Source organism: Nocardia lijiangensis NBRC 108240, from assembly GCF_001613045.1.
Taxonomy (GTDB): Bacteria; Actinomycetota; Actinomycetes; order Mycobacteriales; family Mycobacteriaceae; genus Nocardia; species Nocardia lijiangensis.
The window spans coordinates 51,241-70,955 of record NZ_BDBP01000051.1 but is presented as its reverse complement, the minus strand read 5'-3'; the positions used below and the strand labels follow the sequence as shown (position 1 = coordinate 70,955).

Below are 19,715 nucleotides of genomic sequence, written 5' to 3'. Positions count from 1 at the left end.
GCGCAGGTCGTGCGCGACGGCGCGGGCGATGGCGGGCCAGCCGCGCGGGTCGAGCAGGGCGCGCGGCGAGGACTCGACGCCGAATTCGCGGTACAGAATCCGGTCCGGGTCGGCGATGACATCGAGCGGCAGATCCTCGGCGTACTTGCGCAGTTCGTCCGCGTGCGAGTGGAAGACGATCACCTCGCGGATGTTCGCCGCGGCGATCTCGGCGCGGCGGGTGACGATCGAGCGCAGGTGCAGGTTGCACACGGGACAGCCCGCGAAGCGACGGAATTGCAGGTGGACGAGGCAGTCGGGGTCGGGGATGGGCACCTCGACGCCGGTGATGGTCGTCGAGGTGCGCATGGTGACGGAAGTCGGCAGTGACATGGTCTCTCCTTCGTAGGTGTACGAGGTACGCCTACGTCCAGTATGCGCGTACCTTGTACGCTGTCAACCCATGCCACGTCCTCGTTCGTTGACCACCGACGACATCGGGAACGCCGCCCTCGCTGTCATCGACCGCGAGGGACTCGACGGACTGACCATGCGGGCGATCGCGAAGGAGCTGCGCATCGCCACCATGGGCCTGTATCGCTATGTCGCCGATCGGGATCGGCTCGAGGTGCTGGTAGTCGACCGGGTGCTCGGCGCCATGGACACCGCCCCACTGGAGGGGCCGGACTGGCGAGCCAGGGCGACCGCCCTGCTGACGCGCATGCGCGCCGCCGTCGCGGACCATCCCGCGACGGTCCCGCTCATCCTGCGGCATCGCCAGTCCTCGGCCGCGTCGCTGCGCTGGATGGAAGCCATGCTGACGGTGCTTACCGACGCGGGCTTCACCGGCCGGGGGCGGGTGATCGCGCAGCGCACGGTGGTCGGCTTCCTGCTCGGCTTCCTGCAGAACGAGCACTACGCCTCGATCGCGGGGCCGGGCACCGCGACCATCGCCGCGCTGCCAATCGAGGATTTCCCGCTGCTGGTGCAGACCGCGAGCCAGGCGCGGACGATGTCGATCGACGACGAATTCCGCGGCGGCGTCGAGATCGTGCTGCGGGGACTGTCCCCACGCTGAATCGGTCTGCCGCCGAAGGAATTCCGCCTCAGCCGAAGATCGCGATGAGATCCACGGCCTCGGCCATCGCCCGCGCGCCCGCGTCGTTGAGGTGCATGCCGTCCCCGCTGTCGAACTCGGGCCGGATGTAGTCCGGCCGCAGCGGATCGGCCACGGCGCGATCCACGTCGAAGACCGAGTCGAAAATGTCGGTGCCCCGGATCCATTCGTTCACCGCGCGGCGGGTGGCCAGGGTCTCGGCGATGGGCATGCCCGGGTAGATGCAGCCCGCGTAGGGGCCGATGGTGCCGACGTGGATGGTCAGCCCGGCGGCGTGCGCGCGACGGGCCAGTTCGGTGAAGCCATCGATGAGTTCCGTTGTGGTCGAGGGCGGTTGATCGCCCATGCCGCCGAGAATCAGGTCGTTGATGCCGAAATGGACCAGGATGTGGCGCACACCGGGGACGTCGCGGGCGTCGCGCTCGAACCGGCCCAGGCCGCGTTCGCCGATTTCGCCGGTGAGCAGCCGGTTTCCGCCGATGCCCTGGTTCACCACCCAGCCGCGTGAGGTCCGCTCGTTGAGCGCGTCCACCGAGCGGCGATTGGCGCTGGGCGTGGTGCCGACGCCCTCGAACCAGGAATCGCCGAAGGCGACGGCGATATCGGTCGGCGCGGAGGTGAGGACATCGACGCCGCTCACGTAGAACCGCGAGGGAATCTCCTGCGCGTCAGGCATTTCGAGGCTGCCGGTCTGATCGCCAGTCGCGGCGTAGGCGATTTCGGCGGGCATGTGCGAAAAAGTCGCCAGCCCTGTCGGTTCGGGCAGGTAGAGGCTGAGCAGCAGATCGTCACCCGCGGCGACCGCGAGATCGATCGGATCGCTGATCGTCTCACCGCCCACGGGCACGGTGACCTGCGCGGCTCCGGCGAATCGCAGTTCGCGGTCGGTCTCCAGGACGATCGCGTCGGCGGTCTTGCGCAGCGCGATCCTGGCCGCGCCGACGACGAGCGGGGTCCGCCCGTAGCGGTTGGTCAGACGGACGCGGATCTGCTCGCCGCCACCTGCCAGATGCAGGACCTGGCGCAGGGTCTGGTCGGCGAACTCGTGCGGTTCGGTGAGCTTGATCCCCTCGTACGGGCTGATCACGGCCGAACGGAACCCGGCGACCCACCGGGTGGCTTGCGTTGTCATGGCCCCTCCATGTTTATTGATCTGAGGAATATTGCGTAGGCATATATCTACTCTGATGTATTCCTCATGTCAACTATCCGCGAGTCAATGATGTGCGGTAGGTTGGTGTTCATGGGCGAGTCAGATCTCTTCGACGATCCGCGGCTGACCGCGATGGGCCTGCTCTACGAGGCGCACAACGGTCTGGTCGCCAAGCTGGAGCCGACCTGGAAATCGAACGGCCTGTCCGGCCTCGACCTGAATGCCCTGATGCGCTTGAGCCGTTCCCCGGGGCGACGGCTGCGCATGACGGACCTCGCGACGCAGACCGCACTGTCGACCAGCGGCGTCACCCGTCTGGTCGATCGGCTCTCCGCGGCGGGATTGGTCGAGCGCGTGCTCGACCCTGCCGATCGCCGTAGCGCGCACGCGGTGCTGACCGACGCCGGGGTGCGTCTGCTCGAACGGGTGCTGCCCGACTATCTCGACGCGTTGCAGCGCTGGTTCACCGGGCTGCTCACGCCGGAGCAACTCGACGGGCTCACCACCGCGCTGCGGATCATTCGCGACGCCACCAATCCGGACGCCACCGCGGGTACCGACTGACGAGCTACTCGGTCGCGTCCAGCAGGCGCTCGAGTCCGTCGAGAACGAGATCGAGGCCGAATTCGAACTCCGCGATGCCGTCGTGCTCGCCGTCGATGACCAGCCGGGTGAGCGCGTTCATGTGCGGGTGTGTGGATTCCGGTATGCGAGGCAGGAAATGTGTTGCCGCCGCGATGTATTCGGATGGCGCCAGCGGAAAGGTCGACTCCCGCATGCTGAATCCGTAGATGTGCCCGTCCATCGCGTTCCAGGCCCGGTCCGCCTGCTGGTAGGTGAAGCCCGCGGCGCGCAGGCAGCCCAGCGTGGCGTCGATGTAGCGCAGCATCGCCGGGCCGACGTTCACCCGCGAGCCGATCAGCCCCGTCGCCCAGGGGTGGCGGCGCAGTACCTCGTGCGCGGAGGCGGCGCGGGCGCGCAGCGCCGCCTTCCAGTCTCCGCCGATCTCGGGCACCGCCATCTCGGCGACCACCAGGTCCGCGATCCCGTCGAGCAGGTCGTCCTTGTTCGCGACGTGGTTGTACAGCGACATCGCCTCCACGTCGAGGGCCTGGGCCAGCTTGCGCATGGACAGCGCGCCGAGCCCCTGTTCGTCGGCGAGACGGACGGCGGTGCGCAGGACGCGCTCGCGGGTGAGCCGGGTGCGGTCGGCGGGCTTGGTCATGAATCGCTCTCCTTGACGGACTTACACCGTAAGCGTAGCGTTCGAGCCAGTACGCTTACGGTGTAAGTAAAGGTTGGTGCCGCCATGTCGGAGTCGTCGAATCCGCACGCCGCGATCCCGGTTCCCGAACGGAATGTGATGACCGCGGTCGTCGCGCCGCGCTACGGATCCAGCGATGTCCTGCGTATCGAGGAGGTGCCGAGGCCGACGCCCGCCGCGCACGAGGTGCTCGTCCGGGTCCGGGCGGCCGCCGTCGCCTCGGGCGACGTGCACCTGCTCACCGGCAAGCCCTATCTCATCCGGCTGATGGGCTTCGGGGTGCGCAAGCCCAAGCAGCCGGTGATCGGGCACGATCTGGCGGGCGAGGTGGTGGCCGTCGGGTCGGCGGCGGGCTCGTTCAGAGTCGGCGAATCCGTCTACGGAGCAGCCGATTTCGGCGCGTTCGCCGAGTACGTCTGCGTCGACGCCGCCAGGCTCGCGCCGATGCCCGCCGGTCTCGGCTTCGAACAGGCTGCCGCAGTGCCGGATTCGGGCATGACGGCGCTGCAAGGGCTGCGCGACGTCGGCGGGGTGCGCGCCGGGCAGTCGGTGCTGATCAACGGGGCGTCCGGCGGCGTGGGCAGTTTCGCGGTGCAGATCGCCAAGGCGCTCGGCGCGCGAGTGACGGCGGTGTGCAGCACGCGCCACGTCGAGTACCTGCGCGGACTCGGTGCGGATCAGGTCATCGACTACACCGCAGCGGATTTCGTGGACTCGGGCGAGCGCTACGACGTGCTGCTCGACCTGGTCGGCAACCGCAGCCTCGCCGACTGCCGCAGGGTGCTCACGCCCGAGGGCGTCTTCGTATCCTCGGCGGGATCGCCGGGCGGTGACTGGATCGGTCCGGTGCTCTGGATCGGCCGGGTGGTGGTGGCCGACGTCTTCGCGCGCCAGTCCCTGCGTCCGCTGCTGATGAAGCCGCGACGAGCCGATCTCGAATTCCTGACCGAGCTACTGGAGACCGGCAAGATACGCCCGGCGATCGAGCGCGAGTACGCGCTGCGCGACGCCGTATCCGCGATCGCCCACGTCGCCGAGGGGCACGCCCAGGGCAAGACGGTGCTGATCGTCGGCCCGCGGGGTAAGTCCGATCCGTCGTGAGGTCTCCGGGTCAGGCGCGCGCCGAGCCCGGGGGCCACACGATGTCGACCGGCACGCTACGTTCGCGGGCGAGCTCGACGACATCGCCGGTTCCCCCCTTGGCCCCGGTCGCGCCGTCCCACACCGCGACCAGACGCTGGCACGACGACAGCATCGCCTCGTTCGCCGCCGCGTAGGCTTCCCGGTTCGCATCGGCGAACGCCATGACCCGAACGACCGTGGCGCGCTCCATGAGCCGATCGAACAGCTCGGCGTGATCGGGTTTCACCTTGTCCGCCCGGTAGTTTCGCGACGGCAGCACCACCTCGAGCCGCCCGCCGCCGTCGAGCACGGCTCGGGCGAACACGGAGTCGGCGCCGCGCGCGAGACAGCTGATCCCGGTGACGGGGCCGTGCACGGCGAGCAGATCCCTGATCGCCGCGTATACCAGCGCCTCGGTGGCCTCGGTGATGTTCATGTGCCCGCTGACCCCGATACGCACCATCCAGGCTGCTTCCTATGCTGTCGCTGCGACGAGCGGCCGCATGCGATCTCGCAGCTCGGCCACCACACCGACGTTCACGTACTGTCCGGTGCGTTTGTACACCCTGGCGAGCTTCTTGGCCACGCGGTCGGACGCGGTCTGCTCGACGACCTGCAACGCCGCGTGGCCGACTCGGCAGGCTTCTTCGACCTCGCCCTGGATCAGGCGCGCCTCGACCATGCCCAGCTGGTCGAGCGCGGCACTGCGCCGCCGGTTCGGTCGCCGCAGCTCGATCGCACGCCCGATGTACTCGGTGGCCTCCTGAGCTCTCGACGGATCCCGGCGGGCGATGTCGAGCAGCCTGCCGCCGATCGTGCCGGACAGCTCCGAGGCATCGAAGTAGTGAATCCAGTACGGGTCCTCGGCGGGCCGGGCGCCCTCGAAGGCTTCGCGGGCTTTGTCGCTGCTACGCCGGAAAGCTGTCGGGCGTTCGAGCTGCCCGTAGGCCCACGCTTCTCGCGTATAGAGCATCGCCTTGGTCGTCGGCGTGATGTGACCAGCGGAGTAGTCCTGCGCGAGACGGACGAGCTCGAGTGCGTCGGCGGACCTGCCCAACGACAGCAGCTGACGGGCCATTCCGGCCAAGGCGACCGCGGCGAACGCCGGATCCTGTGCCTCCCCTGCCGCGCGGACGGCGAGCGCGTAATAGTGCTGGGCGAGCCGCTGTCGTCCGGAGTCCCAGGACATCATGGCCGCGGTCTCGGCCAGCTGCGCCATCGTTCCCGCCAGCCTGCGGCGGATTTCCGGTGGATGCGCTTCGCCGAGAAGGTCGTTCACCTCGGCGAGCTGACCGATGATCGCTCTGCGCCGAAGTCCGCCGCCGTGCTGGTCGTCCCAGGAGCGGAAGACGCGGGCCGCGCTCTCCAGCTGTTCGACTTCCTGGAGACCGACGCCGACACGGGCACGGCGCGGCACGGTGGGCGTGCTGCCGTGTCGCAGCCAGCGCTCGAGCGGTTCGAGCAGCGGCGCGCCGGCAACGACGCCGAGCAGTGCTCGGCCGACCTGTCTACGGTCCACCGTCAAGTCTTCCCCGGCCAGGTCGAAGGCGACCCGCGCCGTGTCGGCCGTCCACATACCTGGAACCCACTGGGTGTCAACCGGATCCGCCGACCGCTCGTCGCCGGCGGGATCGTTCGCCACCGCGGCGGCGAAACGCGCTCGCTGCTCGGGAGTCGCCCGAGCGAGCAGCGTTTCCATGATCTCCGCGCTGTGCTCGGTCAGCGTGATCGAACTGCCCAGGTGCGCCCATTTTTTCACGGTGCTCGATCCGATGCCCGCCTTGGATGAGAACCGCTGCTGCGTCAGTCCCAGTGCCTCGCGCAGGGCAGTTGCCTCGGCACCGGTCCACGTGAGATGCATGATCAACGTTCGCCCCCTGCCGGCGTCGCGGATACCGCGAGTAGACCGAAGTAGACCGCCTGTGGCCCAGCGTAGTCCGCAAATACCCTCCGACGTGCGCGAACGAGAGCGATCCTGCTCTGTGCACCTCGGCGCCGGACCGCAGGCGATCGCTCATCCCGCTTCGGATACGGGCTCCGGCCGCACGGGAAGTCGTGTAGGGCTCGGGTCCGTCGCGGCCGGTACAGCGCCGAGGTGCCCCATCCGTCGCAGGAAGGAGGCACCATGTGGTCGAGGAACAGCGCCCTGCTCGGTTCCTATGGCGCGCGGCCGACGCTACCGCGATGGCGAGAACTGTCGGCAGCGTTCCGCGGCGCTGCCGGACATCGGCTCGGGGAGCATCCGGTGCTGCGGTGGGCGAACGCGCTGGCCCGCCTGCACCGGAAGCGAAGTGTCAACCCCGCTGGACAGATTCGGATCGATTCCCGCCGCGCCGAGCTGCGCACCTCGATCGATGACTGGATCGACGTCCATATCCAACCGCGCCAGCCGTGGTCGCAGGTGACCGGCTACGGCCGGGCCATCGACGACATGGCGGCCGCGCTCGTGGCCGCCGAGCGAGTCCTTGCGGCCGAGCACACCGCCGACGAACTGCATCGGGCATGGTCGCGCGTCGGCGACCTGGCCATCCGATGGGCCGATCTGGTCACCGAAGCGGTCGATGGCCAGCGCACGATGCCGCCGCGGCCGCCCATTCGCGGGTGAGCGGATTTCAGGACACGGCGTCCGCGAAGCGCGCCGCGAGAACGCGGACGCGCTCGACGAGTTCGGGCGGTTCGTGCACCTGGAACGGGAAGTCGAACAGCGCCACGTATATCGCCAGCTCGTCGAGGGAGTTGGAACCCGTACGCAGCAGGCAGCTTTCGGCATCGATCGGTTCGATGACGCCGACCGTCGGCGCGATGCGGTCGGCGGCCACCGCCGCGGGCACCCGCAACGTGACGCGGGCGGCGTAGCGGTAGGGCGAGGTGGTCACGCCCCGGGTGAGGTAGCCGGCCAGATCGGTGTCGGGCGCCTCGCGCGGCGCGAACCGCGGTCCGGTGGGGATGCGGGGGTGCATCCGGTCGACGCGGTAGGTGCGCCAGTCGTGGCGGTCGACGTCCCAGCCGATCAGGTACCAGTGGCGGCCGGTGTGCACCAGCCGATGCGGCTCGGTGGTGCGCAAAGACAGTGCGCCGTCGTGATTTCGGTAGTCGAAGCGCAGGCGGTGCTGGTCGCGGATGGTGGCGGCGACGGCGGTGAGCACGTCCGGGTCGACGGTGGCGCTCGCGGCGGGAACGGTGACCGTCACCGCGTGCAGCAGGTGCACGCGGTGCCGCAATCGGGAAGGGAGCACCTGTTCGAGCTTGGTGAGCGCGCGCAGCGAGCTGTCCTCGATACCGGCGATGCTGCCGCCCGCCGCGGTGCGCAGGCCGATCGCGACGGCCACCGCCTCGTCGTCGTCCAGCAGGAGTGGGGGCAGTTTCGCGCCCGCGCCGAGCCGGTAGCCCGCGACGCCCGCGCTGGCATGTACCGGATAGCCGAGGCCGCGCAGCTTGTCGATATCGCGGCGCACGGTGCGCACGTCCACCTCGAGGCGTTCGGCCAGTTCGGTCCCGGTCCAGTCGCGTGGCGTCTGCAGCAGCGACAGCAGGCGGAGCAGGCGAGCAGAGGTTTCCAACATGAAACCAAGTCTGCCCGAAACCTAGGGCCGAAGCTGTCCTAGGTGGTTCCTATCGTGGTTGTCATGACCTTCGAGATCACCGAATTCCGCATCGACATCCCGCAAGAACAGCTCGACGACCTGCATCGACGGCTGGACGCGGTGCGCTGGCCCGAGCCGCTGCCCGGCGACGAATGGGACACCGGCGTGCCCACCGCGTGGCTGCGCTCGCTGGTCGAGTACTGGCGCACCGGCTACGACTGGCGCGCCGCCGAACGCGAACTCAACGCGCACCCGCAATTCCGTACCGAGATCGACGGACAGACCATCCATTTCCTGCACGTCCGCTCGCCCGAGCCGGACGCGCTTCCGCTGCTGCTCACGCACGGCTGGCCCGGCTCGGTGGTCGAATTCCTCGATCTGATCGGCCCGTTGACCGACCCGAGGGCACACGGCGGCGATCCCGCCGACGCGTTCCACGTCGTCATTCCCGCGCTGCCCGGGTTCGGATTCTCCGGTCCGGTGCGCGAATCCGGCTGGACCATCGAGCGTGTCGCGAGCGCCTGGGCGGAATTGATGCGCAGGCTCGGCTACGAGCGCTACGGCGTGCAGGGCGGTGACATCGGCGCGGCCGTCAGTCCCGAGGTGGCGCGGGTGGCGCCGGACCGGGTGGTCGGCGTGCACACCAACGGCGGGGCGGGCGCGTTCCCCGCGCTGCCGCTGTCGGAAGAGGAGCTCGCCGAGCTGACCGACCTGGAGCGCGATCGGATCCGCCGGATCGAGGCGTTCATGAACGAGGAGTTCGGCTACATCGCGATCCAGTCGACCCGGCCGCAGACCCTCGCCTACGGGCTCACGGATTCGCCGGTCGGTCAATTGGCGTGGATCATGGACAGATTCCGCGAGTGGACGCATCCGCGCGCGGTGGAACCGGACAAGATCATCGACCGGGACCGCCTGCTGACCAACGCGATGCTGTACTGGCTCACCGGCACCGCGGGCTCGGCGGCCTACGTGGGCTACGCGCAAGACGCGCCGTGGGGCGCGACCAAGGCGAACTCCGGTGTGCCGACCGGTGTTCTGGTGTTCGCCCACGACGTCGCCATCCGCCGCTACGACGAGCGGGAGAACACCATCACCCGCTGGACCGACGTGGACCGCGGCGGACACTTCGCCGCGCTGGAGGAGCCGGAGCTGCTCACCGACGACGTGCGCGCGTTCTTCCGCGAGGTGCGCTGAACGCGTCGAAAAGCGAAGCCGCTGCGCCTGTTCCGGCGTGTCAGAACCGGAACAGGCGCACAATCGGAGGGCAGGACCGCGCTGAGCAGGAGCGATCGCCATGACCGAGCCGTTGCGGATGACGCAGGAACATCGAGAGGCCTTCTGGCGGCGCTGCGGCTGGTCACCCGAACAACCCGAAGCGCAGCGCCGCGCGATCGAGCAGCGCTGGGGCGACGAGTGGATCGACCTGGCCGAGCTGCTCGGCTGGTGATCCGGGCGGCTCAGTCCGCGCCGAGCTCGCCCGCGAGTCTCCACGAGTCACGCTCGGCGGCAAAGGCTTTCGCCTGCACCGCGCGGAAGCGGTCGATGGCCGCCGCATTGTCGTCCAGGAACGCGCGGTAGTCCGCGAGCCGGAACTCACCCTCCTCGGCGCGCACCTCCACCTTGCCCGCGGCGAAATCGGCTCGCATGTCGAGCAGTTCCTCCGCGCTCACGGGATACCAGCTGATGCGGTCGAAATACCGCAGCAGCCAGGGTGTCTCGGTGGCGGCGTGATTCCACACCTGGGTGGTGCGGCCGACGAACTGGTAGCCGCCGGGCCCTTCCATGCCGTAGATGCACAGGTAGGCGCCGCCGATGCCGACCGCGTTCTCCGGCGTCCAGGTGCGGGCCGGGTTGTATTTGGTGGTCACCAGGCGGTGGCGCGGATCGATCGGCGTGGCGACCGGGGCCCCGAGGTACACATCGCCGAGGCCGAGCACCAGGTACTGCGCACCGAAGACGGTGTCGTAGACGTCCTGCACCGTGGCCAGGCCGTTCATGCGTCGAATGAACTCGATGTTCCAGGGGCACCATGGCGCATCGGCGCGCACGCCGTGCATGTAGCGGGTGATCGCCTCCCTGGTCGAGGGATCGTCCCAGGAGAGCGGCAGGTGCACGGTGCGGCTCGGCACCACGAGTTCCGTGGCGGCGGGCAGCTCCCGCTCGGCCTCGGTCAGCAGCTCGAGCAGCTTGGGGACAGACAGCACGTGCGGATCGACGCGGATCTGCAAGGACCGCACACCGGGGGTCAGCTCCACCATCCCGCGCGGGTTCGCCGCCAGCAGGTGCTGGTGCAGGGCGTGCACGCGGGCCCGCAAGCCGAGATCCAAAGTCATCGCGCCGTATTCGACGAGGACGCCGTCGTCGCCCGCCCTGCGATACGTCACCCCGGTCTCGTCGTCGACCTCGGAGCGGCGCAGCACGCCGTCGTCGCCGTCGCCGCCGGGGGAGAGGACCGAAGGCCACGCGGCGCGGCGGCCGGGGCCGAGATCGCGCAGCGAGGCGGCGTGTTCGCGGCGCACCGGCACGAAGCGCACCCGGTCGCCGGGGCTGAGCTGGCCCAGCTTCCACCGATCGGCCGCGACCACCGTGACCGGACAGACGAAGCCGCCGAGACTCGGACCGTCGGGACCGAGCAGGATCGGGGTATCGCCGGTGAAGTCCAGCGCACCAACCGAATACGGCGTGTCGTGGATGTTCGACGGGTGCAGGCCCGCTTCCCCGCCGTCGGTGCGCGCCCACTCCGGCTTGGGGCCGATCAGCCGCACGCCGGTGCGGTCGGAGTTGAAATGCACCTCGTAGTCGGTACCGATGATGGTGTCGACATCGGCGCGGGTGAAGAATTCCGGTGCGCCGTGCGGTCCTTCGGTGACGGCCAGTTCCCAGCGCTCGGTGAGCACCGGCCGGTTGTCGGCAGGCACGGCGGTTGTGAGAGGTTCGCGCGATGTGCCCAACGGCAGGATCTCTCCGGCGCGCAGTGCCGCGCCCGCGCTGCCACCGAACCGGCCGAGCGTGAAAGTGGCCATGCTGCCGAGATATTCGGGCAGCTGGATGCCGCCCGCGAACAGCACGTAGGTGCGCATGCCCGGTCCGCGAATCGCCCCGATCTCCAGCACACCGCCCGCGGGCACCCGGACCGTCCGCCACTGTTCGACCGCCGCGCCGTCCACCGTCACGGTCGCCGGTGCGCCCGTCACGCACACCCACGTCGCGATGGTGAAGCGGAGCGCGGGACCGCCGAGCGTACATTCCAGGCCCGCCGCGCCCTCGGCATTGCCGAGCACCCGGTTGCCGAGCCGGAAGGACAGGTCGTCCATCGGGCCGGACGGCGGAACACCGACGTGCCAGTAGCCGATGCGGCCCGGCCAATCCTGCACGGTGACAAGCATTCCTGGCCGCACTACTTCGACGCGGGCGGACGCGTCCTCGACGGCCTCGGGCTTCGGAACGCGGGACGGGGCCTCGACGACGGTCATCGCGACACCACCATGCGCACGGGCGTCGGGTCGAAACCGTTGCACGGGTTGTTGATCTGCGGGCAGTTGGACACCAGCACCAACGTGTCGATCTCGGCGCGCAGGGTGACCTTCTTGCCTGGACCGGACAAGCCGTCCACGATGCCGAGAGTCCCGTCGGGCTCCACCGGGACGTTCATGAACCAGTTGATGTTCGACACCAGATCCCGTTTGCCGAGGCCCCATTTCATCGCCTCGGCGAGGAAGTTCTCCACGCAGGCGTGCTGGTGGCGGGTGTGATGCCCGTAGCGCAGGGTGTTGGACTCCTGCGAGCAGGCGCCCGCGATGGTGTCGTGGTTGCCGACCTCGTCGGCGAGCACCGTCATCAGCGCGGTGCCCGCGTCGGTCAGCAGCACGCTGCCCGTGGTCAGGAAGATGTTGCGCTGGGCGACGATGGTGGCCTGGGCGCTGTAGCGGTCGGCGTGGTCGGCGGCGGAGTAGAGCAGGCAGTCCACGGCCTGGTTGCCGTGCAGGTCGATGATCTCCAGCTGCTCGCCCGCGCGGACGATCGCCGACCAAGGCGCGCGGGCGGGAACGGTCTCGTCGAGCACGATGGTTCGGGACAGGGTCATGCCGTCGGCTCCATGGTCAGGGCCGTCCAGGCCGCTTCGGTGTTCTGCACGGCCCGTTGGTATTCCGGGTCGCTGTCGCGGGCCGCGGTCAGGTCTTCTGGCGCGGACCAGGCGACGATGTCGAGGTCGGTGGTCGCGCGCTCGTCGAGCGGGTGCGCGGCGTTGGCCACCAACAGCACCGCGGGGAGGTGGACGAGCAGGTCCACCGACGACCCCGCCGCCGCGCTGCCGGTGGCGGTGAGCGCGCCGTCCGGCTCCACCCGGACGCCACGGAAGAAGGAGACGCTCGGCGCGATGTCGCGCGGCGCCAGACCCTGTTTGGCGCCGGCGAGGCGCAACAGCTCGCGGGCCTCGGGCGTGGGTCCGCACAGGGTGTCGTGGTGTCCCGAGCCGTCGGCCAGCACGGTGGCCAGCACCCGGCCTTGATCGGTGAGCAGTGGATGGCCAGCCGAAAGATAGGCCTGCCACGGCACTTTCACGGTATCGGCGACATTCAGCCGCTCCCACGGGGCCTCGGCGCGCAGCAGCAGCACGTGGGCACAGGCGGATCCGGCGGGATCGCTCAGCCGGATGCGGGTGCCGCGGCCGAGGACGACAGTGGCGTAGCCGCCCGGCGGAATGCGCTGCGACCAGGTGATCTTCGCGGGCGCGACGTCGGAGGGCAGGTCGGGTCGGGTGAGGATCGCGGCCGCGGCCTGGGCGCGCGCGTGCGCGCGTGCGCCCCCGGTGGAGGCGGTGCCCGCGTGCTCGGGGCTGCTCGGCTCGGTCATCGTGTTCCTTTCGAAGTGGAGCCGTGCGCGGCGGCCGGCGGGCCGAACGCCGCGCACGGAATGGACGCGGTCAGGCGGGTTGCCCGGCGGGTTCGCCGCTCGGCTCGGTGCGCGGGGCTGCAACGACGAACCGGTGCACGACCGCGCCGATGGAGACCACCGCGAGCACGAACAGCGGTGCGGCCCAGCGCATCCACCAGCCGCCGCCGTTCGGCGTGTACACCTCGGCCCGCGGCCAGGCCAGGTTGATCGCCATGGCGATGCCCCACACCACCGCGAGGGCGTTGATCGGAATCCCGAAGCGGCCCAGCGCGAACAGCGATTCGCCCGCGACGTCCTCCGTGCGGCCCCATCCCTTCCACCGCCGCAGCAGCAGCGGCACGGTGACCAGCAGGTAGGCCAGGTACAGCGAGACGATGCAAACGCTGGCGAGGGTCGCGAAGATCGCGGCATTGCCGAGATTGACCACCAGCAGGGCTATTCCGAGCAGGCCGATCACCACCGCGGGCAGCGCCGGTGTGCCGTACCGGGGATGCACCGCCGCGAGTTGCCTGGCGAAGGGCAGCTTGCCGTCACGGGCCATCGAGAACATCAGCCGCGATCCCGCGGTCTGAATCGCCAAGGTGCACACCATGATCGCGACGGCGACACAGCCGAGCAGCACCTTGCCCGCCGGGCTGTCCAGCTTGGAGGTCAGGACGTAGGCGAGGCCCTCGGTGGCCAGAGCGCCGTCGTCCAGGCTCGGAGCCGCCATCAGCGCGCCGAGCAGCATGAGCCCGCCGCCGAGCGCGGAGACCGACAGCGCGGTGAGAATGGTGCGCGGCGCGACCCGGCGCGGATTCTTGGTCTCCTCGGAAAGCTCACCGGCGGAATCGAATCCGACCATCACATAGGCGGCCATCAGGCCCGAGACCAGGAACGCGGCCCAGTACGGCCCTGGCGCAGCCTGGTCGGTCTGCAGCACGACGACCGGCCCGCGCTCGCTGTTCACGAAGAACAGGCCGATGATCGCCGCGATGCCGACGATCTCGATGGTGACGCCGATGGAGTTGATCTTCGCCATCAGGTCGATGCCGATGACGTTGATCGTGGTGGTGACGACCAGCAGGATGCTGCCGAGCAGCACCGCGTTGGTCGCGCCGGACGGGGAGGTGAGCGCGGTGTCCTCGCCGATGATCTGGAATCCGGTCCAGATCGTCGGCAGCACCACCTGCAGCGCGATGGCGGCCGCGGCCGCGGTGACGATCTGCGCGATGACCATCATCCAGCCCGCGAACCAGCCGACGAGCTCACCGCCCAGCCGCCGCGACCACTGGTAGATGCAGCCGGAGAGCGGGTAGCGGGCGGCCAGTTCGGCAAAGTTCAGCGCGACGAGGAACTGCCCGGCGAACACGATCGGCCAGGTCCAGAAGAAGGCGGCGCCGCCGAACGAATAGCCGAAGCCGAAGAACTGGAAGATCGTGGTGAGAATCGAGACGAACGAGAAGCCCGCCGCGAACGAGGCATAGCGGCCCAGCTTGCGGTGGAGTACGGGCCGATAGCCGAAACTGGCGAGGTCGGCGCTGTCGATGTTGGCGTCGGAGGGCGGAGGCGGGACGACTGTTGTGGCCATGAGCGGGGTCCTTCGGCGTGCGGCCAATATCTATCGCATGACAGTTTTACGTCCACGGTCGCGCTTTCGGTGTCCGCCATGTATCGCTTGCGGCAACGCCGGTAACTTCTGCGTTGCCTGAGTTTCTATCAAGTGACAGAAATCTCTCCGTCGAATGACGGTCGCCGATGGCGTGGACCGCGGCTGTGGATCACGGTGCCAGAATGGGAAGGTGGCAAACCTCGGTCCGGGCCGTCCCCGGCTGGAACAGCGACCTCGCCGCGGGCACACGCCGCGCGCGGAAATCCTTGACGCGGCGGGTGAGCTGTTCACCACCAACGGCTACGCCAACACCTCGACCAGGGCGGTGGCCGACGCCGTAGGCATCCGCCAGGCCTCGCTGTACCACCATTTCGCCGCCAAGGACGACATCCTCGACGCGCTGCTCGCCGAAACCGTCGCCACCCCACTCGAACTCGCCGAGCGCCTGCGCGCCGAAGCGGAGCCCGCGCCCACCCTGCTGTATGCGCTGGCCTGGTTCGATGTGCGGCAACTCTGCGCGGCACGCTGGAATCTCGGTGCGCTGTACCTGCTTCCGGAGCTGCGCACCGAGCGGTTCGCGGCGTTCCGCCTGCGTCGCGACGAATTGCGCGGGCACTACGAGACATTGGCCGAGGCCGTGATCGAAGGCGCGGGCGAGGCGGGGATCCCCGGCGCGGAAGCGCTGCCGTTCCGGCTCGTCGAGACGGTGATCAGCATCCGGTCCGACGAGGGCAGCGCGCCCGCCTACGCCGAGCAGACCATTCCCGACGCCGCGCTGCGCATGCTCGGCTGGGCAGGAGACCTCGAGGAGGCGCGCGGCGACGCGGCCGTTCTCTTGGAACGGCTCGCCGAGGACTGAGACCGCTACGGTCAGCCCTTGCCGCGGCCCGCCTTGAAGCCGAAGTCCCAGTTGTACATTCGCGCGATCTCCATGACACCGGCGCCGGGGCGGCCCGCGGGCGGGCGGATGAAGGTGCCCTCGCGGCGGACCACCAGTTCGCCGTTGATGTTCTCGATGTGCGCGAGCACGGCGTCGCGCGAGTCGTCCATGCAGCCGTCGAGCGTCATTTCGATCGGCGGGCAGTTCAGCGGGTAGAGCGTCGCGGTGGCCTGGACGCCACGGAAATCGTTGGCGCCCTCGTAGATCGAGGTGAAGACCAGGATGCGGCGGAACTGGGCGGTGAAATCCAGGTTGATGTCCAGGTTTTCACCGGTGGCGCTGCCGCCGGTGCGGTCGTCCTGGTCCAGCCGGATGAACGGCGGTTGGTCCAGGGCGCCGAACGAACGGTCCAGGGAGCGCACCGAACCGATCCGGCCGTCGGCCAGCTCGAAGAAGCAGCTGAGATCCAGATCCAGGCCGCCTCCGCCGCGCCGCCTGCCGAACAGGCCGCCGCCGCGGTGGGATTGGCTGGTCCAGTTCAGGTTGATCCGCATGGTGCCGCCGGTGGCGCCCTGCTTGGTGAGCGACACCGAGGGCGCTTCCTTGGTGAGCGAGATCTTGCTCATGTTCACCGGCGCGCCGCCGCCCTGCGGAGGCGGCGGGGGAGCGTACTGCTGCTGCGCAGGCGGCGGTGCGTACTGCTGCTGTGGCGGGGGTGGCGCGTACTGCTGCTGAGGCGGCGCGAATTGCGGTGGTGGCGGGGCGTATTGCTGCTGCGGGGGCGGTGGTGCGTACTGCTGCTGGGGCGGCGCGTACGGCTGTTGCTGCTGCGGCGGCGCGTACTGCTGGGCAGGCGGCGGCGTGAACTGCTGGGTCGGCGCGGGAGGCGGTGTCTGCTGCTGCGCCGCGGGCGCCGGATCGTTGTCGACGGCGATGCCGAAATCGGTCGCCAGCCCGGCCAATCCGGAGTCGTAGCCCTGGCCCACCGCGCGGAACTTCCACGCACCTTGGCGGCGGTACAGCTCGCCGAGGACGAACGCGGTCTCGGTGCTGGCGCCGGTGCTGTCGAAGCGTGCCACCTCGGCGCCGTTCGAGGCGTCGAGCACCCGCACGTACAGGCCGCGGAACTGGCCGAAGGTGCCGCCGTCGGAGGATGCCGCGATGACGACGGTCTCGACCTGCGGTTCGACCTGCGCCAGCTGCACCGACAGCACGTCGAGCACCGTCGGGCCCTGCTGCTTGCCCTCGTGCCGGACCGCGCCCGACGGGTGCAGCGGCTGGTTGTAGAAAACGAAGTCGTTGTCGGAGCGGACCTTCCCGCCGACCAGCAACAAGGCCGAGGCGTCCGCGTCCGGAACGCCCGGACCCGATTGCCACCCCAGCTCGATGCGGACCGCGGACATCGGCACCGCCACGTTGGCGCCCTTCATCATCGACACAGCTGTCAACGTATACGACGCGGGTGGTGCTCGTCATCCGTGTTCGCCGCGACGGGCGCGACCGATTGAGACGCGCGCGGGATCAGCGCGTCGGCGGGGCGATGTTCCAGTGCGTGCTCAGCGCACCGGCGATCTCCGGCAGCACGGTCACCGGAACGTGCTTGTGGCGCAGCATCTCCCGTATCTGCCTCACCTGGTTGCGTTTGCGAAGGTCATAGGCGCCCGACACGGGGCGAATGACCGGCGGGATGGACAGCAGCACCAGTTCGCCGTGCCGCTCGTCGCTGCCCGCCAGATCGAGGGCCAGCGACCAGCGCGCCTGGTCGTCGAGGGTGAATCGGCCCGCGACCACCCGATCCCATTCGATGCTGGATTCCGCCCACGGCGTGCGGCGGTAGATGGCGCCCTCGGTGAGCACGATCGCGTCCCGCCCGAACAGCGCAACCAGGAGGGCGATGCCGCCGATCCCGCCCGCGAGCAGGCCGGTGAACACCCGATGCAGTCCGAAACCGGAGACGATCGCGGCGCACACGAGGACGGTCACCGCGATACCGAGCACGCCGTACAGCACGGCTCGCCGAGTCGGGACCACGCCCGCGCGCACCATCGTCATTCTGTCTCGCTTCCCGCGTACTACGGGCCTCACCGTACCCGCTCGTCCAGTTGGGCCGACGCGGGTGACGCCGTGCGTGCCCGGTACGCCGGGCCGAGACGCCCGGCATACCGACCGCTCGCGAGCAGCGTCAGGCGCGCAACGCGACCGCCGCCTCCGCGGTGTAGACCAGGAACTGCAGACTCTGCTGGAAGTAGAGCTGCACCGACTCGGCGTCGTGCGAGAGGTAGCCGATGGAGAGGTCCTGGCCGAGGCTCAGGTCGAAGTCGCCGCCCCGGGTGGTCAGCACGAACGCGCCGTCGATGGCCGGGGCCCAGATGATCTGGCCCTCCGGGATGAGCCGCTCGATGTGGGTGCGGATCGGGTGGCCGTGGTCGGAGGTCTCGCTCACCGCGGTGTAGAGGTCGGCGCTCAGCAGCACCGAGTACGGTCCGTCGACGCCGGCCAGGCGCAGCGCGCTCAGCGATTGCGCGACCGCCTCCGGGACCAAGCGCGGATCGCTGGGCACCTGGATCGCCTCGTTCGACGAACTGGCCCGGATACCCGTGATGTTCGCGCCGGGATAGCCCTCGAAGATGGCGCGGTCCTCGGCGAAGGCGATGCGTCGCGCGGCCTCCTTCACCGGGTCCAGATCGGTGTCCTTGGCGCCGCGCTCGACGTTGTCGAGTTCCTCGCGCGAGAGCGTGAACGGCACCCGCAGCTCGACCAGCGGCGCGACGACGCGCTGGCGCGCCTGCACGCCCTCGTCCGGTGCGTCGATCGCGGTGGTGCGGCCGAGCCCGACGGCGGAGTAGGCGGCGCCGTGCGGGCCGGACACATCGACCACCCGGCGGCCCGCGATATGCCGCTTGAAGGTGCGGCCCGCCTCTTCTTCGATCGCCGTCCATGCCTCGGAGGTGATCGGCGCGAGTTCGCGATGGAGGTTGTTCACAGCGTGCTCCTTTTCAACGTGCCGATACCGAGTGAGCCATCGCCCGCCACGGCGGACATAGAAACGTCGTTGGGCGGCAAAGATTCCCCGCCCGTCTCCGCGGCGGCCGCGTCCGGCGGAGGCGGCAGCTCGTCGAAGAAATCCAGTGGTGGCGTGAAGAACAGCGTGCCGGTGACCGCGACGGAGAAGTCCAGAATGCGGTCGTAGGCAGCCTCTTCGGTGCCCTCGAACATTCGCGAGAGCATGGTCTCGGTGACGCTCGGGGTGGCCGCGTAGGCGATGTAGTAGGTACCGAACTGGCCTTCGCGCACGCTGCCGAACGGCATGTTGGCGCGCACGATCTGGCGTTCGGTGCCGTCCGCGTCGACCACGGTGTTCACCGCGACATGCGAATTCGCGGGCTTGTCCTCGTCGGAGAGCTCGAAATCGTCCAGTTTGGTGCGGCCGATGACCTTCTCCTGCTCCTCGACCGTCAGCGCGCGCCACTCGTCGAGCGGATGCAGGTACTTCTGCACGATCACGTAACTGCCACCGGCGAATTCGGGATCCTCGGAGCCGATCAGCGCGGCGCCGACCGCGGACGCGCCCTCGGGATTCTCGGTGCCGTCCACGAAACCGAGCAGGTCGCGCTGCTCGAAATAGCGGAAGCCGACGGTCTCGTCGACGATGGTCGCGGCGCCCGCCAGCCGATCGCCGATCACCATCGCCAGCTCGAAACAGGCGTCGTGCACCTCGGACCTGATATGGAACAGCAGATCGCCCGGTGTGGAGGGCGCCCGATGGTGCGCGCCGACGAACTCACGCAGCGGATGCAGCTCGGCGGGCCGCGGCCCGGCGAACAGGCGGTCCCACGCGTCCGAGCCGATCGAGGCGACACAGCTCAACCCGGCGCCCGGTAACCGGAAACCGACCGAACGGCGCAAACCCGGCAGATCGGCGAGCAGATCACGCACCGCCGCTTCTCCGCCATGGTCGATGGTGGCGACGAGGAAGATCGCGGCCGGCGTGAGCGGTTCAAGGATCGGCTGCGGCTCACCCATGAGCGGAGTCTATTGGCGCGCTGGCGCGCGCGTGTTCGCGGCCCTTATGTCTCGCTTCCCAGCGGTCGAGACTCGCGCCTGCGGCGCATGCGCTTCGACCGCT

The 19,715-nt window shown here is 69.4% G+C and carries 21 protein-coding genes; 7 read left to right on the top strand and 14 right to left on the bottom strand.

What is annotated here, in order from left to right; genetic code table 11:
- A partial coding sequence (locus tag NL1_RS20120; protein ID WP_156094957.1) for an AhpC/TSA family protein occupies nucleotides 1-372 on the bottom strand: 372 nt, incomplete at its 3' end.
- Nucleotides 373-442: 70 nt separating this feature from the next.
- On the opposite strand from NL1_RS20120, the gene NL1_RS20115 reads away from it, so the two are divergent.
- A complete protein-coding gene (locus tag NL1_RS20115; protein ID WP_067841565.1) occupies nucleotides 443-1,057 on the top strand; it encodes a TetR/AcrR family transcriptional regulator in 615 nt (204 codons plus the stop codon).
- A gap of 28 nt (nucleotides 1,058-1,085) precedes the next feature.
- Here the strand turns inward: NL1_RS20115 and NL1_RS20110 are convergent, their stop codons facing one another.
- Entirely contained in the window at nucleotides 1,086-2,228 is a 1,143-nt protein-coding gene (locus NL1_RS20110; protein ID WP_067841564.1) for a GDSL-type esterase/lipase family protein, read from the bottom strand.
- A gap of 111 nt (nucleotides 2,229-2,339) precedes the next feature.
- Between NL1_RS20110 and NL1_RS20105 the strand changes: the two genes are divergently transcribed.
- Complete coding sequence (locus NL1_RS20105) at nucleotides 2,340-2,813, top strand: MarR family winged helix-turn-helix transcriptional regulator (protein WP_067841562.1); 474 nt, start codon at nucleotides 2,340-2,342, stop codon at nucleotides 2,811-2,813.
- Nucleotides 2,814-2,817: 4 nt separating this feature from the next.
- Here the strand turns inward: NL1_RS20105 and NL1_RS20100 are convergent, their stop codons facing one another.
- On the bottom strand, nucleotides 2,818-3,474 hold the full coding sequence (locus tag NL1_RS20100) for a TetR/AcrR family transcriptional regulator C-terminal domain-containing protein (RefSeq protein WP_084510782.1): 657 nt from the start codon (nucleotides 3,472-3,474) through the stop codon (nucleotides 2,818-2,820).
- A gap of 84 nt (nucleotides 3,475-3,558) precedes the next feature.
- Here NL1_RS20100 and NL1_RS20095 point away from each other — a divergent pair, with 84 nt between their 5' ends.
- Entirely contained in the window at nucleotides 3,559-4,614 is a 1,056-nt protein-coding gene (locus NL1_RS20095) for an NAD(P)-dependent alcohol dehydrogenase (RefSeq protein WP_245673416.1), read from the top strand.
- Nucleotides 4,615-4,624: 10 nt separating this feature from the next.
- Here NL1_RS20095 and NL1_RS20090 read toward each other — a convergent pair whose 3' ends face one another.
- Together NL1_RS20090 and NL1_RS39070 are read right to left on the bottom strand one after the other, a co-directional pair.
- Complete coding sequence (locus NL1_RS20090; protein ID WP_084510781.1) at nucleotides 4,625-5,098, bottom strand: hypothetical protein; 474 nt, start codon at nucleotides 5,096-5,098, stop codon at nucleotides 4,625-4,627.
- Between the two features lie 12 nt (nucleotides 5,099-5,110).
- A complete protein-coding gene (locus tag NL1_RS39070; protein ID WP_218024457.1) occupies nucleotides 5,111-6,496 on the bottom strand; it encodes an NsdA family TPR-like regulatory protein in 1,386 nt (461 codons plus the stop codon).
- Between the two features lie 264 nt (nucleotides 6,497-6,760).
- On the opposite strand from NL1_RS39070, the gene NL1_RS20080 reads away from it, so the two are divergent.
- Nucleotides 6,761-7,240 carry a hypothetical protein gene (locus NL1_RS20080; RefSeq protein ID WP_067841558.1) on the top strand — a complete coding sequence of 160 codons (480 nt, stop codon included), beginning with the start codon at nucleotides 6,761-6,763 and terminating at the stop codon, nucleotides 7,238-7,240.
- A 7-nt stretch (nucleotides 7,241-7,247) separates the two neighbouring features.
- Here NL1_RS20080 and NL1_RS20075 read toward each other — a convergent pair whose 3' ends face one another.
- Nucleotides 7,248-8,198, bottom strand: a complete 951-nt coding sequence (locus NL1_RS20075) for a helix-turn-helix transcriptional regulator (protein ID WP_067841556.1) — start codon at nucleotides 8,196-8,198, stop codon at nucleotides 7,248-7,250.
- A 63-nt stretch (nucleotides 8,199-8,261) separates the two neighbouring features.
- Here NL1_RS20075 and NL1_RS20070 point away from each other — a divergent pair, with 63 nt between their 5' ends.
- Nucleotides 8,262-9,416, top strand: a complete 1,155-nt coding sequence (locus NL1_RS20070) for an epoxide hydrolase family protein (protein WP_067841555.1) — start codon at nucleotides 8,262-8,264, stop codon at nucleotides 9,414-9,416.
- Between the two features lie 100 nt (nucleotides 9,417-9,516).
- Nucleotides 9,517-9,669 carry a hypothetical protein gene (locus NL1_RS38610; RefSeq protein ID WP_169813593.1) on the top strand — a complete coding sequence of 51 codons (153 nt, stop codon included), beginning with the start codon at nucleotides 9,517-9,519 and terminating at the stop codon, nucleotides 9,667-9,669.
- Nucleotides 9,670-9,679: 10 nt separating this feature from the next.
- Here the strand turns inward: NL1_RS38610 and NL1_RS20065 are convergent, their stop codons facing one another.
- The 4 genes from NL1_RS20065 to NL1_RS20050 form a co-directional block, all read right to left on the bottom strand.
- Nucleotides 9,680-11,695, bottom strand: a complete 2,016-nt coding sequence (locus tag NL1_RS20065; protein WP_067841553.1) for a 5-oxoprolinase/urea amidolyase family protein — start codon at nucleotides 11,693-11,695, stop codon at nucleotides 9,680-9,682.
- Nucleotides 11,692-12,306 carry an urea amidolyase associated protein UAAP2 gene (locus NL1_RS20060; RefSeq protein ID WP_067841551.1) on the bottom strand — a complete coding sequence of 205 codons (615 nt, stop codon included), beginning with the start codon at nucleotides 12,304-12,306 and terminating at the stop codon, nucleotides 11,692-11,694. The genes NL1_RS20065 and NL1_RS20060 overlap by 4 nt, the downstream gene beginning before the upstream one ends.
- Nucleotides 12,303-13,076 (bottom strand): DUF1989 domain-containing protein, encoded by a 774-nt coding sequence (locus NL1_RS20055; RefSeq protein WP_067841549.1) that lies wholly within the window; start codon nucleotides 13,074-13,076, stop codon nucleotides 12,303-12,305. Before NL1_RS20055 ends, NL1_RS20060 begins: the two co-directional genes overlap by 4 nt.
- Before the next feature lie 70 nt (nucleotides 13,077-13,146).
- On the bottom strand, nucleotides 13,147-14,688 hold the full coding sequence (locus NL1_RS20050) for an amino acid permease (RefSeq protein WP_067841547.1): 1,542 nt from the start codon (nucleotides 14,686-14,688) through the stop codon (nucleotides 13,147-13,149).
- 211 nt (nucleotides 14,689-14,899) lie between these two features.
- On the opposite strand from NL1_RS20050, the gene NL1_RS20045 reads away from it, so the two are divergent.
- A complete protein-coding gene (locus NL1_RS20045; RefSeq protein ID WP_067841544.1) occupies nucleotides 14,900-15,568 on the top strand; it encodes a TetR/AcrR family transcriptional regulator in 669 nt (222 codons plus the stop codon).
- 11 nt (nucleotides 15,569-15,579) lie between these two features.
- On the opposite strand, the gene NL1_RS20040 is transcribed toward NL1_RS20045, so the two are convergent.
- From NL1_RS20040 to NL1_RS20025, 4 genes are all read right to left on the bottom strand, one after another.
- Entirely contained in the window at nucleotides 15,580-17,022 is a 1,443-nt protein-coding gene (locus NL1_RS20040; RefSeq protein ID WP_169813594.1) for a TerD family protein, read from the bottom strand.
- An 88-nt stretch (nucleotides 17,023-17,110) separates the two neighbouring features.
- Entirely contained in the window at nucleotides 17,111-17,641 is a 531-nt protein-coding gene (locus tag NL1_RS20035) for a hypothetical protein (RefSeq protein WP_067841540.1), read from the bottom strand.
- 130 nt (nucleotides 17,642-17,771) lie between these two features.
- Nucleotides 17,772-18,572 carry a family 1 encapsulin nanocompartment shell protein gene (locus NL1_RS20030; RefSeq protein WP_067841538.1) on the bottom strand — a complete coding sequence of 267 codons (801 nt, stop codon included), beginning with the start codon at nucleotides 18,570-18,572 and terminating at the stop codon, nucleotides 17,772-17,774.
- Nucleotides 18,569-19,612, bottom strand: a complete 1,044-nt coding sequence (locus NL1_RS20025) for a Dyp-type peroxidase (RefSeq protein WP_067841536.1) — start codon at nucleotides 19,610-19,612, stop codon at nucleotides 18,569-18,571. Before NL1_RS20025 ends, NL1_RS20030 begins: the two co-directional genes overlap by 4 nt.
- Between the last annotated feature and the right edge of the window lie 103 nt (nucleotides 19,613-19,715).